Genomic DNA, 14,839 nt, shown 5'->3' with positions numbered 1-14,839 from the left:
GCCGTGTGAGCCGCTGCTGTCCAGCCTGCGCAGGCAATCCCAGCCGCGCAGAGCTAACCGACCTGCGGCCTGGCGAGGCAGCAGGTGGAGTGGATCAGTGCCCGGGTTTCCACGGCCGGCCGAGGGAAACCGGGGCGAACAGGCGGGTCTTGAGCGTATCGCGAGAGAGGATCACCAACACCAGAATGGTCGCCACATACGGCAGCATCGCCAGCAGGTTGGCCGAGATGTTCATGCCGATCCCCTGAGCCACCAGGTGCAGGATGCTGGCCAGACCGAACAGGTAGGCACCCAGCAGTACGCGCCACACCCGCCAACTGGCGAATACCACCAGGGCCAGGGCGATCCAGCCGCGCCCTGCGCTCATGTTTTCCGCCCACATCGGTGTATAGGCCAGCGACAGGTAGGCGCCAGCCATGCCGGCCATGGCCCCGCCGAACAGCACCGCCAAGGTACGCACGCGCAGAACCGGCAGGCCCATGGCGCTGGCCGCGTCGGGATTCTCGCCAACGGCCTGGATGATCAGGCCCAGGCGGCTTTTCATCAGCACCCAGGCGACCAGAGCGAACAGGGCCAGAGACAGGTAGACCAGCACATCCTGCTTGAACAGCATATGGCCGATCAGCGGAATGTCGCTGAGGAGGGGAATGGCGACCGGCTCGAAACCGCTGAGCGGCTTGCCGACCCAGGCGCTGCCGATAAAGGCCGACAGACCGATACCGAAAATGGTCAGGGCCAGGCCGGTGGCTACCTGGTTGGCCTGGCAGCCCAGGGCCACCAGGGCGAACAACGAGGCCAGCAGCATGCCGGCCAGGCAGGCCAACAGCACGCCGAGCCAGAGGCTGCCGGTGGCGAAGGCGACGATAAAACCGACCACCGCGCCGAACAGCATCATGCCTTCCTGGCCGAGGTTGAGTACGCCGCTTTTCTCGCAGATCAGTTCTCCGAGGGCGACCAGCAACAACGGCGTACCGCAGCGCACCATGGCAAACAGAATGTTTCCGAGCAGTTCCATGTCCATGAATCAGTTCTCGCAGGCGTTGAACAGGGGAAGGTGCAGGCGCTTCATGCCAGGGCCTCCCGTTTTTTGCCGTCGGCCTGCGGCTTTCGCCACCAGGCCTTGAAGCGCAGGCGGTAGAGGATCAGCACATCGCAGGCCAGGAGGAAGAACAGCATCATCCCCTGGAACAGTTCGGTCAGTGATTGCGGCAGGTTGAGCTGCATTTGCGCGTTTTCCCCACCGAGGTAGAGCAGCGCCATGAGGAGGCCGGCGAACAGGATGCCAATCGGGTTTAGACGGCCGAGGAAGGCCACGGTGATGGCCGCATAGCCATAGCCTGGCGATACCTGTGGCACCAGTTGGCCGATCGGCCCGGTGACTTCGCTGACCCCGGCCAGGCCGGCCAGACCACCGCTGATCAACATGGCCAGCCAGACCAGGCGCTTCTCGCGAAAGCCCATCAGCCCGGCAGCGCGGCGGTCGAGGCCGAGCACCTTGATCTGGAAGCCCATGAAGCTCTTCGACAGCAGCACCCACACCGCCACGGCAGCGAGCAGCACGAAGTACAGGCCGGCGTGCACACGGCCATCCTCGAACAGCTGCGGCAGGCGGCTGGCATCACCAAACATGGCCGACTCGGGGAAGCTGAAGCCGTCCGGATCCTTCAGCGGGCCGTGGACGAAATACAGCAGCAGGTTGAGGGCGATGTAGTTGAGCATGATGGTGGTGAGAATTTCATTGGCGTTGAAGCGCGTGCGCAACCATGCTGCCAGCGCGCCCCAGGCAGCACCGCCGAGCGTGCCGATGACGATCACGCCAACCAGTGCCCAGTGGCTTTCCCAATCAATGATGTGTACCGCCAACGCACTGCCGGCAAGGGCGCCGATCAACAGCTGGCCTTCAGCACCGATGTTCCAGATGCGCGCCTGATAGGCGACCGCCAGGCCGAGGGCGCAGAGCAGGATCGGCGAAGCCTTGATCAGCAATTCAGAGACGCCGTAGAGATCCTGGATCGGTTCGATCAGCAGGGTGTGCAAGGTTGCCAGTGGCGAATGCCCGAGGGCGGCGAACAGCAGGCTGCCGCACAGCAGGGTGAGCAGACCGGCCAGCAGTGGCGAGAGCAACAGCATGCGCCGCGACTGTTGCAGGCGTGGTTCGAGCGTGATGAACATAGACGATCTCTTCAGGCTGCTGCTTGTGGGTTATCGAATTGGCCAGCCATCCAGCGGCCGACTTCGCTCACCGAGGTGTCAGCGGTGGCTTTCAACGAGGACAGCCGCCCGCTGCATAGCGCGCCGATGCGATCACTGATCTGGAACAATTCATCGAGGTCTTCGGAAATGACCAGAATCGCCGCACCGGCATCGCGCAGAGCGATCATTGCGCGGTGAATCGTGGCCGCGGCACCGACATCCACCCCCCAGGTTGGGTGCGCGGCGATCAGCAGTTTGGGCTCCTGCATCACTTCGCGGCCGAGGATGAATTTCTGCAGATTGCCGCCCGACAGGCTGCGCGCCGGGGTTTGCGCGTCCGGAGTCTTGACGCCAAAGCGGCGGATGATCTCGTTGGCCAGTTTGAGTACCCGCTTGCGGCGGATCAGGCCGTAGTCGATCAACCCCAAGTGGAAGGAGGCGAGCAGGGCGTTGTCGGACAGGCTCATGTCCGGCACTGCCCCATGGCCCAGACGCTCGGCAGGGACAAAGGCCATGCCACGTCGACGCCGCGCATCGGGGTACAGGTTGGCCACCGGCATACCGTCGATGGTGATGCGCTCTCGTTCACCGCTGGCCAGGCGCTGCTCGCCGCTGAGCAGGGCGAGTAGCGCGTCCTGGCCATTGCCGGCGACCCCGGCTATGCCGACGATCTCGCCGCTACGTACCTCCAGGCGCAGGTTGCTCAGGGATGAGCCGAACGGATCACTATTAACCCAGGTCAGGTCGTCCACACGCAGGCGCGTCAGCCCGCCCTGGACTTTCGGGTAGCGGGCTTCCAGGCCTTCGGCATCACCCACCATCAGCCGCGCCAGTTGGAGGTCGCTGCACTGGCTGGGCACACACTGGCCGGAAACCCGGCCACCACGCAGCACCGTAGCGCTGTCGCAGAGGGCACGTACTTCGCCGAGCTTGTGGCTGATGAAGAGGATGCTGCAGCCCCCGGCTGCCAAGTTTTTGAGTGTCACAAACAGCTCGCCTACTTCCTGCGGAGTGAGCACCGAGGTCGGCTCGTCGAGGATCAGCAGGCGGATGTCCTGCATCAGGCAGCGGATGATCTCCACACGCTGACGTTCGCCGATCGACAGGCTGTGCACCAGACGCCGTGGATCGACCTGCATGCCGTAGCGCTTCGATACCTCACGAATGCGCGGCTCAAGTTGGCGCGGCGTGCCGGCGGCAGCCCCCAGAGCGAGTGCGATGTTCTCCGCCACACTGAGGGTTTCGAATAGCGAGAGGTGCTGGAAGACCATACCGATACCGAGCTCCCGCGCCTGTGCCGGATCCCGGATTCGTACCGGCTGACCTTGCCAGACAATGCTCCCGGAATCGGGTTGGGTCACTCCGTAGATGATCTTCATCAAGGTACTTTTACCCGCGCCGTTTTCGCCCAGCAGGGCGTGGATTTCACCAGGGGCGATACACAGGTCGATGGCGTCGTTGGCCAGGCAGCCAGGGTAGCGCTTGCTGATGGCGTGCAGTTGCAGGCGTATGGCGGGCGAACGGGCAGGCATGATGAGCTCCCTTCAAGGTAGGTTGCCTGGGTCAAAGCAAAAAGCTGGCCAAATGGTCAACTAATTGCCGACTCACGATCTTCTGATTCAGGCCCACGCATGACAAAAGAGGCCGCAAGGCGCGGCCACAAGGCGTGTACGTGAGCGCTTTCAACGTCCGATAGCGATAGCCGGCGGCCCGTAAGCAGGTTCTAGAGCCTGAGGGGGATTGGTTGCCCGGCGCAGCGGGCACTCTGCAGGCACGCTTACGGAGCACGAGTGGCATGGCGCTGGGCATTGCTGGTGCGTGCGGGTCAGGCTGGGGGCTGCAGACCGCACCCCTTGAGGATAATGTGGGTCAGGGTTTGCCGGGCACTGTCGAAATCACGCTGCTGCAGGCTGTCCTTGCCGTGGACTCGGCAGATCTGCGCGGCGAAGTCGGCGTAATGCTGGGTGCTGCCCCAGAGCAGGAAAATCAGGTGCTCGGGACTAACCGGGTCGATCTTGCCAGCATCGATCCAGCCCTGGAACACCGCTGCCCGGCTGTTGAACCAGATACGGTAGTCCTGATCGAAGTACTGGCTCAGGTGTACCCCGCCGCCGATCACCTCCATGGCGAAGATGCGCGATGACTGCGGATGGGTACGAGAAAACTCCAGTTTGGCATGGATGTAGCGCGACAGCGCCAGGGCTGGATCATCGTCCACGGTGAGGTTGTTGAACGTGCTGTCCCACAGCTCGATGATATTGGCCAGAGTTGCCATGTACAGCCCCAGCTTGTTGCTGAAGTAGTAGTGCAGGTTGGCCTTGGGCAAACCGGCCTTGAGCGCGATGGTGTTCATGCTGGTGCCCTTGAAACCGTGGCGGGCGAACTCTTCTTCAGCCGCGAGGAGAATCACCTCCTCGTTCTTCTGGCGAATGCGCCCGGCCGGTTTTTCCGTGCTGGTGCTGTGTGAGGGAATGAAGAAGTTCATGGAACGTCTCGCTCTGTCTGGAAGGCTGGCGGCGGGCTGTCGGCACCACCGCAGGGAAAAACGCGGTTGACTCAATGCTTGCTACGAGTGCGGCCGATACCCGCATCGGGCAGGATCAATCGAGCCTGCCGCCCAGGCATCCAAGCTGTCTCGCTCGGCCTGAATCATAGGGGATGCGGCCCAGGGTGTGCCGTGGAAGTCCAGCGCGCGCACCTTGATCGCCAGCATCGGCTGGCCTGCTCCGCTGCCTCGAACATTACCCCCGTTGGCGCGGCGCTGAACAGCGGACGGGGCGACGCACCGTAGCGGGCGTCGACAAGATCGGGCCGTTGCCCTAGGGGAGCGTGGTAAGTCTTCACGGTGTCGGTATCCCGTCACATGACTTGCAGGCGGAACAGGGCGATCTTGTTGATTTCCGCCAGGGCAGTGGCGAACTCCTCGTCCATCGTGTTGCCGATGCGTGTCTCGAAAGCCGTAAGGATCTGCTGACGGTTGCTGCCCTTCACCGCCTTGATGAAGGGGAAGCCAAAGCGTGCCTTGTAGGCGTCGTTGAACGCGTTGAAACGGGCGAACTCCTCGGCGCTGCATGCATGGATGCCAGCACCGGCCTGCTCCGACGTGGACGCGGCGGTGAGCTCGCCGCGGATGGCGGCTTTGCCGGCGAGATCCGGGTGGGCATTGATCAGCGCCAGTTGCTCATCGTGGCTGGCCGCTTGTAGTACCGCGGCCATCTGCGCATGCAGGGCGTCGATATCGTCGAAACTCGCCGGTTCTCCCTGGTCATAGGCGCGCTCGGCGACCCACGGCGAATGCTCGTAAATATCGCCAAAGGCAGCGATAAAGGCCTCGCGCGACAGGGTCGACGGCGTCAGGGTGTGGAAACGGTTCATGAATGCACCTGCGGGCAGGGGTGTACGGTTTGCCAGTGGCGGGCGATGTCGATGCGGCGAGCGAACCACACGCGTTGGTGGCCTTGCACGTAAGCGATGAAACGCTGCAACGCGGCCAGGCGGGCCGGGCGACCGAGCAGGCGGCAGTGCATACCGATGGAGAGCATCTTCGGCGCGCCGGCCTCACCTTCGGCATAGAGCACGTCGAAGGCATCCTTGAGGTAGGTGAAGAAATCGTCGCCGCTGTTGAAGCCCTGCACCTGGGTGAAGCGCATGTCGTTGGTGTCCAGGGTGTAGGGAATTACCAGGTGCGGCTGGCCGTTCGGGGTGTTCTTTTCCCAGTACGGCAGGTCGTCGTCATAGGTGTCGCTGTCGTAAAGAAAGCCGCCCTCTTCCATCACCAGGCGCCGGGTGTTGGGACCGGTTCGCCCGGTGTACCAGCCCTGCGGGCGCTCGCCACTGATCTCGGTGAGGATGCGGATGGCTTCGGCCATGTGCGCGCGTTCTTCGGCTTCGGGCATGTCCTGGTAGTTGATCCAGCGCAGGCCGTGGCTGCAGATCTCATGACCGTCGGCGACCATGGCTTTGATCGCCTCGGGATGGCGCTGCGCGGCCATGGCCACGGCGAAGATGGTCAGCGGAATGCGCTGTTCGCGGAACAGCCTGAGCAGGCGCCAGAGGCCGGCCCGGCTACCGTATTCGTAGAGCGACTCCATGCTCATGTGGCGGGCGCCAGGCAGCGGCTGGGCGGCGACCATCTCGGACAGGAAGGCTTCGGATTCGCCATCGCCGTGCAGGATGCAGCGCTCGCCGCCTTCCTCGTAATTGAGCACGAACGACAGGGCGATACTGGCATCGCCAGGCCAGTGTGGATGGGGCGGCGTGTCGCCGTAGCCAATCAGGTCGCGAGGGTACAAGGTGACCTTCCTCTTGTTGGATGCTGCACACTCTGTGGCAGCCAGGGATGGAGTAGCTGGCAAGGGTATTGCAAAAAACCTGCCCACCTGGTCAGGTATAAATGCTGACCACCCCTGCTGCCTGTACAGGCAGTACCGGTTAATCGAAAGGAGTGCGCAATGGGACGTTTGACCACCCACGTGCTGGATGCCAGCCATGGCTGTCCGGGCAGTGACATCGAGCTGCAGTTGTACCGCGTGGACGGTACCGCGCTGAGCCTGCTGGCCAGCCTGCGAACCAATGCCGACGGCCGTTGCGACGCGCCGCTGCTGGAGGGCGAGGCCCTCATGCCCGGGACTTACCAATTGCATTTCGCGGTGGGGGACTACTACCGGGCGCGTGGTGTTGAGCAGCCGCAACCGGCGTTTCTCGACACCGTGGTGCTGCGCTTCGGGGTTGCCGACAGCACGCAACACTACCATGTACCGCTGCTGGTTTCGCCCTACAGCTATTCCACCTACCGCGGCAGCTGACCTGCTTTGGTGCCAGGCAAGCTGCCCTCCCGCTCATCTTGCCTCACGCTGGTGCACACAGCGCCCGGCGGCATAGGTGGCACGGATGGCGCGGTCGTCACCGAGGGTGATCAGGGCGAACAGGGTTTCCTCCAGGCTGGCGGACTGCTGTAGGCGGTAGTCGATCAGCGGCGTAGCCTTGAGGTCGAGGACGACGAAGTCGGCATCCTTGCCCGGCAGGAAGTTGCCCAGCTTATCGTCCAGGTACAGCGCCTTGGCCCCGCCCAGGGTCGCCAGGTGCAGCAGCTTGAACGGGTGGGTCTGGCGCCCGCGTAGCTGACCGACCTTGTAGGCCTCCGCCAGGGTCTGCAGTTGCGAGAAACTGGTGCCGCCACCGACATCGGTGCCCAGGCCCACACGCACGCCGTGCTGCTCCATCTTCGCCAGGTCGAACAGGCCGCTGCCAATGAACAGGTTGGAGGTGGGACAGAACGACAGCGCCGAGCCGGTTTGCGCCAGGCGCTGGCATTCGCCGTCGCACAGGTGGATGCCATGGGCGAACACCGAGCGCGCACCGAGCAGGCCGTGATGATCGTAAACGTCCAGGTAGTTGCTGCGCTCGGGGAACAGCGCCTTTATCCACTCCACTTCCTTGACGTTTTCCGACAGGTGCGTGTGCAGGTACAGATCCGGGTACTCACGCAGCAGTCGGGCGGCCTGGTCGAGTTGCTGCGGGCTGCTGGTCGGGGCGAAACGCGGCGTCACCGCGTAGTGCAGGCGGCCCTTGCCATGCCAGCGCTCGATCAGCACCTTGCTCTCGGCGTAGCCGCTTTCCGGCGTGTCGAGCAGGTAGTCCGGCGCATTGCGATCCATCAGCACCTTGCCCGCGATCATGCGCAGGTCACGGGCCTGCGCGGCGCTGAAGAAGGCATCCACCGACTGAGGGTGCACGGTACCGAACACCAGTGCGGTGGTGGTGCCGTTGCGCAGCAATTCCTTGAGGAAAACCTCGGCCACTTCGGCGGCGTGGGCCTCGTCGGCGAATTGCGCCTCCACGGGAAAGGTGTAGGTGTTCAGCCAGTGCAGCAGGTCTTCGCCGTAGGCGCCGATCATACCGGTCTGCGGGTAGTGGATATGGGTGTCGATAAAACCGGGGCAGAGCAAGGCATCGGGGAAATGCTGCACCGTTATCTCGGCCGCAAGCTGGGGCAGCAGGTCGGCCGCTGGCCCGGCCTGGAGGATCTTGCCGTCCTGTACCAGCAACAGGCCGTCGGCGAAGTACGCATGGCTGTGGGCGTCGCCCACGTCGGCGGGATCGGCCAGGCTGTGCAACAGGGCACCGCGAAACGCTTGAATCGGACTCATGGGCTGTCTTCGTCTGAGGTCTGTAAAGAGTGAAGAGGGTCTGAATGGGCTCAGGCTCGCCGCGATCTGGGCAGCAGACGCGCCAGGGGTGGTTTTTCCTTGGCGGCCTGCGTGCCGAAATTGGCGTTGTAGGTCGCGATCACTTCGCCAGCGATGGACACGGCAATCTCCATGGGCAGTTTGCCTTTGACCTCGGCCAAGCCCATCGGGCAACGCATGCGTTGCACCACGTCGCTGGCCAGACCGCGATCGCGCAGGCGGTGTTCAAAGCGCGCGCGTTTGCTTTTCGAACCGATCAGGCCGAACCAGGCGAAGTCGTTGCGCGCTAGGATGGCGGCCGTCAGCGCCAGGTCGAGCTGGTGGTTGTGGGTCATGACGATGAAATAGCTGCCGGCAGGCTGTTCGCTCACTTCATCGACCGGTTCGTCGCTGACGATGCGTTCGACGCCGCGCGGCAGACTCGCGGGGAATTCGGCCTCTCGCGAATCGATCCAGCGCACCTTGCACGGCAGGCTGGCGAGCAGTGGCACCAGGGCGCGGCCGACATGCCCGGCACCGAATACGCTGATGCGCGCCTGGGCGCGGCCCATGGGCTCGAACAGCAGCACGGTGGCGCCGCCACAGCATTGGCCGAGGCTGGCGCCGAGGGCGAAGCGCTCCAGACGCGGCTGCTGGCTGCCGTCGGCGAGCATCTCGCGGGCGATCTGCAGGGCCTTGTACTCCAAGTGGCCGCCGCCGATGGTGTCGTGGCTACGCGCGGCCGACACCACCATCTTCGCCCCGGCATTGCGCGGCGTGGAGCCGCGTTCCTCGATCACGGTCACCAGCACGCAGGCTTCGTCCTGCTGTTGCAGGCTGGCCAGGGCTTCGATCCAGACGGTGCTGTTCATTGTGCTTGCCTCATCTGTTGCACACCCCACAGCACGCGCTCGGGTGTGGCGGGGGCGTCGATATCCGGGTGGATGCGGTAGTCGGCGATGCTCGCCACGGCGTCCTTGATCGCACACCAGGCGGCGATGCCAAGCATGAAGGGCGGCTCGCCGACGGCTTTGGAGTGGAACACCGTGTCTTCCGGGTTCTTGCGGTTTTCCACCAGTTTCACCCGCAGGTCGCCGGGCATGTCGGCCACGGTGGGGATCTTGTAGCTGGCCGGGCCGCTGGTCAGCAGGCGGCCCTTGGCGTCCCACACCAGTTCCTCGCAGGTCAGCCAGCCGACACCCTGGATAAAGCCGCCTTCGACCTGGCCGATGTCGATGGCCGGGTTTAGCGAAGCGCCTACGTCATGCAGGATGTCGCTGCGCAGCAGCTTGTACTCGCCGGTCAGGGTGTCGACCAGCGCCTCGACGCACGCCAAGCCGTAGGCGAAGTAGTAGAACGGGTGGCCGCTGCCGCTGGCGCGGTCGTAATGGATCTTCGGCGTGCGGTAGTAACCGGTGGACGACAGCGACACCTGGCCAATCCAGGCCAGCCGTGCCAGTTCGTCGAACGGCAGCAGGTGTTCGCCGGCGCGTACCTGGTTGTTGCGGAACTCGACCTCACGGGTCGGCACGTTGAAATGGCGGGCGGCGAATTCGACCAGGCGCGCCTTGATGATCTCGGCAGCGTTCTGCGCGGCCTTGCCGTTCAGATCGGTGCCACTGCTGGCGGCGGTGGGCGAGGTGTTGGGCACCTTGTCGGTATTGGTGGCAGTGATCTGGATGCGCTCGATATCCACCTGGAACACTTCTGCCACCACCTGGGCGACCTTGGTATTGAGGCCCTGGCCCATCTCGGTGCCGCCGTGGTTGAGGTGGATGCTGCCGTCGGTGTAGACGTGAATCAGCGCGCCGGCCTGGTTGAGGAAGCTGGCGGTGAAACTGATGCCGAACTTCACCGGGGTCAGCGCCAGGCCTTTCTTCAATACCGGGCTGTTGGCGTTGAATGCGCGGATCGCAGCGCGGCGGGCGTGGTAGTCGCTGCTGTCCTCCAGTTCGGCGGTCATTTCCGCCAGCAGGTTGTGTTCGACGGTCTGCCCGTAGTGGGTGACGTTGCGCGTGTCCTTGCCGTAGTAGTTGCGCTTGCGTACTTGCAGCGGATCGAGGCCCAGATGCCGGGCGATGCGATCCATCACTTCCTCGATGGGCAGCATGCCCTGAGGGCCGCCGAAGCCACGGTAAGCGGTGTTGGAGGCGGTATTGGTCTTGCAGCAGTGGCCGTTGATCAGCGCGGCGCCGAGAAAGTAGGCGTTGTCGGCGTGGAACATCGCGCGGTCGACGATGGAACGCGACAGATCCGGGGAATAACCGCAGTTGCCGGCCAGATCCATGTGGGTGGCCAGCAGGCGGCCATCGTCATCGAAGCCAATGTCGTACTCGATATAGAACGGGTGGCGTTTGCCGGTCATGTGCATGTCTTCGAAGCGCGGCAGGCGCATCTTCGTCGGGCGCCCGGTCAGGCGCGCCACCACCGCGCACAGGCAGGCCGGGCTGGCGGCCTGGGTTTCCTTGCCGCCGAAGCCACCACCCATGCGGCGCATGTCGACCACCACCTTGTGCATCGGTACGCCGAGCACTTCGGCCACCAGCTTCTGCACTTCGGTGGGGTTCTGCGTGGAACAGTACACCAACATGCCGCCATCTTCGCAGGGCAGTACCGACGACACCTGAGTCTCCAGATAGAAGTGCTCTTGCCCGCCAATATGCAGTTGGCCTTGCAGGCGGTGTGGCGCGGCGGCCAGAGCAGCGGGGGCATCGCCGCGGCGCTGCTGATGCAGATCCACCACGTAATGCTGGCTGCGCATGGCCTGCACCACGTCGAGCACCGGCTCCAGATCCTGGTATTCGACGATGGCGGCCATCGCGGCGCGACGGGCGTTGTCCAGACTGTCGGCGGCGACCGCGAGGATCGGCTGGCCGACGAACTGCACCAGGCCATCGGCCAGCAGCGGGTCGCCCGGTAGCAGCGGGCCGATATCCAGCTGGCCCGGCACATCCTCATGGGTGATGACGATGGCCACCCCCGGCATGCCCTGGCACGGCGAGGTGTCCAGGCGGGTGATGCGGGCATGGGCGCGTTCGCTGCGCAGGGCGTAGAGGTGCAGCTGGTTGGGAAATTCCAGGCGGTCGTCGATGTAGATCGCTTCGCCGCTGACATGCTTGTCGGCGCTCTCGTGCTTGAGCGATTTGCCCACGCCGGTGGCGAGGCCCTGGCGGAACAGTTCGGCCAGTTGCTGCTGGCTCGGCGCGGGTTTATGCATGGTCGGTCACCCGGGTGGCGATGTGCGGCTGGGTCAGTTCCAGGTGGCAACGGCGCAGCAGGTTCTGCGCCACCAGCAGGCGGTATTCGCGGCTGGCGCGAAAATCGCTGAGCGGGGTGAAGTCCTCGGCCAGGGCGGCACAGGCGGCTTCCACCGTGGCACTGTCGAACGGCTGCCCACGCAGCGCCTGCTCACAGGCCGTGGCGCGCTTGGGAATCCCGGCCATGCCGCCGAAGGCGATACGCACGTCGCCCAGCCTGCCGTCCTGCAGTGGCAGGCTGAGCGCGGCGCAGACCGCGGAAATATCATCGTCCAAGCGCTTGGAGACCTTGTAAGCACGGAACTGCTGGCTGGCAGCGGCGCGGGGCACGATCACCTTCTCGATAAATTCACCGGCCTGGAGGGCCGTCACCTTGTAGTCGAGGAAGAAGTCCTCCAGCGGCAGGCTGCGACGTTGCTCGCCCTGACGCAGAACGAGGGACGCGCCGAGGGCGATCAACAGCGGCGGGGCATCGCCGATTGGCGACGCGTTACCGATGTTACCGCCGAGGGTGCCCTGGTTGCGGATCTGTAGGGAGGCGAAACGCTCCAGCAGGGCGCCGAAATCCGGGTATTCGCTGGCAAGGATGCTGTGGCAGTCGCTGAGGGCGGCACCGGCACCGATCTCGATGCGGTCGTCGAGGAGCTCGATGCGTTTCAGCTCCGGGATATGGCCGACATGGATCAGCAGCGGCAACTCGCGGTGGAACTGGGTAATTTCCAGCGCCAGGTCGGTGCCGCCAGCGACCAGACGGGCCTCGGGGTGGACGACGAATTGGCTGGCCAGTTCGTCGCTGCTGGTCGGTAGCAGGCAGCGATGGCCGTTGTACTGCAGTTCATCGCCGGGCTGAGCGGTGATGGCACGCAGGCGGGCAGTCACCTCGGCTTCGTCGGCGTCGAACGAATCGCACTGGCGTTGGCTGCAGGCTTGCTCGGCAGCGGCGAGAATCGGTCGATAACCAGTGCAGCGGCACAGGTTGCCGGAGAGCGCCTGGTGAGTGGCCTGGGAATCGTACTGCTGCACACCTTTCTGCAAGGCAAACAATGACATGACGAAACCAGGGGTGCAGAAGCCGCACTGCGATGCATGGCAGTCAGCCATGGCCTGCTGTACCTGATGCAGACGACCTTGCTGTTTGAGATCCTCGACGCTGATCAGTTGCTTGCCGTGCAGGCTGGCAATCAGTGTCAGGCAGGCATTCACCGCTCGATAGCGCAGGCCCTCGTCCTGCAGTTCGGCCAGCACCACGGTGCAGGCGCCGCAATCTCCCGATGCACAGCCTTCCTTGGTGCCGGTACGCCTGCGGCAGGTACGCAGGTACTCCAGTACGCTGAGGTTGGGATCCAGGTCGCGCTCCTCGCAGAGGCTCTGGTTGAGCAAAAATCGCAGCATCAGTGTGGTTTCCGTAGGTTGTCCGTGGCGCTTGCAACGACTCTCCACGGACGGCTCGACATGCCATATGCCTTTGCTCCAGATGCACAAGATTCATCTGGGCCAAAATCAATTAGCTGACCTTCCGGTCAGGTATTTTCCTTTAAGCAATAACCGGGCCTACCGCCGTGGAGCCTTTTTGGGCGTGGCTTCGCCGGTATCGATAACCCAATAGGCCTGCATAAAATCGCCAGAATGGTGCATCGCTAGCGGTCAGCGCCTGTTTGCGGGGCGGTTTTGGGGCGGATGGGACACGTATGTCGGGCGGGCGTTTTGGCTATGCAACACGAGGCTCTGTTCCCGTTTCATCGCGAGCCATGAGTGAAACGGGAAACAGCCTATGAGGCCGTGATCATGGAATCAGAGCAGCTTGCCCGGATTCATCAGACCTGCGGGATCCAGCGCCTGCTTGAGGGTGCGCATCAGCTCCAACTCCAGCGGGTTCTTGTAGTGGCGGGCGGCCTCGCGCTTGGCCTGACCCAGACCGTGCTCGGCGCTGATGCTGCCGGCGAAGTCGCGGGTAACCCCGTAAATGACGTGCATGATCGCCTCGGCCTGGGCCTTGAAAAGCACATCATCGCTGCCCGGCGGTTTGCTGATGTTGTAGTGCAGGTTGCCGTCGCCAACGTGGCCATAGGCGACGATGCGCACGCCCGAAAACGCCTCCTGCAGCTTACGGTCGGCGGCCTCGATAAAGGCCGGAATGCTGCTGACCGGGACGCTGATGTCATGCTTGAGGCTCGGCCCTTCATGGTTCTGCGCTTCGGAAATACCTTCGCGCATCTTCCATAGCGCCGCGACTTGGGCTTCGCTGCCAGCCACCACGGCGTCCAGTGCCTCGCCCTGTTCGAGCGCTTCGCCCAAACCGCTTTCCAGCATCTCGGCCAGCGGCGCATCGACCAGGGTGTCGCTCAGCTCGATCAGCACATACCAGGGATGAACCTCGGTGAATGGGTCGTTGCACCCAGCCACATGCCGCAGGACGAACTCCACGCTCTGCCGCGACATCAGTTCGAAGCCGGTCAAGCGATCACCGCACAGGGCGCGCATGCGCCCGATCAGATCGACAGCCGCCTGCGGGCTCGGCAGTGCGACCCAGGCGGTGGTGCGGCTGCGCACGGCGGGATACAGCTTGAGCACGGCCGCCGTGATGATCCCCAGCGTGCCCTCGGAGCCGATGAACAGGTGCTTGAGGTCGTAGCCGGTATTGTCCTTGCGCAGGCCACGCAAGCCATCCCAGATTCGCCCATCGGGCAGCACCACTTCGAGCCCCAGGGTCAGGTCGCGCATATTGCCGTAGCGCAAAACCGCCGTACCGCCGGCATTGGTGGCCAGATTGCCGCCAATGGTGCAACTGCCCTCGGCACCCAGCGAAAGCGGAAACAGCCGGCCCACTTGCGCAGCGGCTTCCTGCAGGTGTTGCAGGATCACGCCCGCTTCGACGGTGATGGTCTCGTTGGCCGGATCGACCTGCCGAATCCGGGTCATCCGGGTCAGCGACAGCACCACCTGGCAGCCCGAGTCGTCGGGAATGGAGCCACCGCACAAACCGGTATTGCCACCCTGGGGCACCAGGGTCACCCCGGCTTCGCCACACAACCGTACGACCGCCGCCACTTCATCGGTGGAGGCGGGACGAACGACCAGTGCCGCTTTGCCACGATAAGCATTACGCCAGTCGCTGAGATAGCTCTGCATGCGCTCGTCATCACGGATCAGGCCGGCTTCGCCGACGACCTGCTCAAGCGCCTGCAGCAGCACAGGATTCAGATTGCTCATGGACATTGCTCT

12 protein-coding genes are annotated in these 14,839 nt (G+C 63.9%); 1 reads left to right on the top strand and 11 read right to left on the bottom strand.

Annotated features, from left to right (window positions below; translation table 11 throughout):
• Positions 1 to 94 precede the first annotated feature (94 nt).
• The 6 genes from DNK10_RS13280 to puuE form a co-directional block, all read right to left on the bottom strand.
• Positions 95 to 1,021 (bottom strand): ABC transporter permease, encoded by a 927-nt coding sequence (locus DNK10_RS13280; RefSeq protein ID WP_131191873.1) that lies wholly within the window; start codon positions 1,019 to 1,021, stop codon positions 95 to 97.
• A gap of 44 nt (positions 1,022 to 1,065) precedes the next feature.
• Entirely contained in the window at positions 1,066 to 2,172 is a 1,107-nt protein-coding gene (locus tag DNK10_RS13275) for an ABC transporter permease (protein WP_131191872.1), read from the bottom strand.
• A gap of 11 nt (positions 2,173 to 2,183) precedes the next feature.
• Complete coding sequence (locus DNK10_RS13270) at positions 2,184 to 3,725, bottom strand: ABC transporter ATP-binding protein (RefSeq protein WP_131191871.1); 1,542 nt, start codon at positions 3,723 to 3,725, stop codon at positions 2,184 to 2,186.
• Positions 3,726 to 4,018: 293 nt separating this feature from the next.
• Positions 4,019 to 4,678, bottom strand: a complete 660-nt coding sequence (locus tag DNK10_RS13265; protein WP_131191870.1) for a TetR/AcrR family transcriptional regulator — start codon at positions 4,676 to 4,678, stop codon at positions 4,019 to 4,021.
• Between the two features lie 374 nt (positions 4,679 to 5,052).
• Positions 5,053 to 5,568 carry a 2-oxo-4-hydroxy-4-carboxy-5-ureidoimidazoline decarboxylase gene (gene uraD / locus DNK10_RS13260; protein WP_131191869.1) on the bottom strand — a complete coding sequence of 172 codons (516 nt, stop codon included), beginning with the start codon at positions 5,566 to 5,568 and terminating at the stop codon, positions 5,053 to 5,055.
• A complete protein-coding gene (puuE, locus tag DNK10_RS13255; protein WP_131191868.1) occupies positions 5,565 to 6,485 on the bottom strand; it encodes an allantoinase PuuE in 921 nt (306 codons plus the stop codon). The genes uraD and puuE overlap by 4 nt, the downstream gene beginning before the upstream one ends.
• A gap of 159 nt (positions 6,486 to 6,644) precedes the next feature.
• Here puuE and uraH point away from each other — a divergent pair, with 159 nt between their 5' ends.
• Complete coding sequence (gene uraH / locus DNK10_RS13250; protein WP_131191867.1) at positions 6,645 to 6,998, top strand: hydroxyisourate hydrolase; 354 nt, start codon at positions 6,645 to 6,647, stop codon at positions 6,996 to 6,998.
• 33 nt (positions 6,999 to 7,031) lie between these two features.
• On the opposite strand, the gene guaD is transcribed toward uraH, so the two are convergent.
• From guaD to DNK10_RS13225, 5 genes are all read right to left on the bottom strand, one after another.
• Positions 7,032 to 8,342, bottom strand: coding sequence for a guanine deaminase (guaD, locus tag DNK10_RS13245; protein WP_131191866.1), 1,311 nt, complete (start codon positions 8,340 to 8,342; stop codon positions 7,032 to 7,034).
• Between the two features lie 50 nt (positions 8,343 to 8,392).
• Positions 8,393 to 9,232, bottom strand: coding sequence for a xanthine dehydrogenase accessory protein XdhC (xdhC, locus tag DNK10_RS13240; RefSeq protein ID WP_131191865.1), 840 nt, complete (start codon positions 9,230 to 9,232; stop codon positions 8,393 to 8,395).
• Positions 9,229 to 11,577, bottom strand: coding sequence for a xanthine dehydrogenase molybdopterin binding subunit (gene xdhB / locus DNK10_RS13235; protein ID WP_131191864.1), 2,349 nt, complete (start codon positions 11,575 to 11,577; stop codon positions 9,229 to 9,231). Before xdhB ends, xdhC begins: the two co-directional genes overlap by 4 nt.
• A complete protein-coding gene (xdhA, locus tag DNK10_RS13230; RefSeq protein WP_131191863.1) occupies positions 11,570 to 13,009 on the bottom strand; it encodes a xanthine dehydrogenase small subunit in 1,440 nt (479 codons plus the stop codon). The genes xdhB and xdhA overlap by 8 nt, the downstream gene beginning before the upstream one ends.
• A gap of 399 nt (positions 13,010 to 13,408) precedes the next feature.
• On the bottom strand, positions 13,409 to 14,827 hold the full coding sequence (locus DNK10_RS13225; RefSeq protein WP_131191862.1) for an FAD-binding oxidoreductase: 1,419 nt from the start codon (positions 14,825 to 14,827) through the stop codon (positions 13,409 to 13,411).
• Positions 14,828 to 14,839 lie beyond the last annotated feature (12 nt).

Origin of the sequence: Phytopseudomonas daroniae, assembly GCF_004327275.1 — a bacterium.
Classification (GTDB): domain Bacteria; phylum Pseudomonadota; class Gammaproteobacteria; order Pseudomonadales; family Pseudomonadaceae; genus Aquipseudomonas; species Aquipseudomonas daroniae.
The sequence above is the reverse complement of the archived record's forward strand: the minus strand, read 5'-3'. Positions and strand labels throughout refer to the sequence as shown.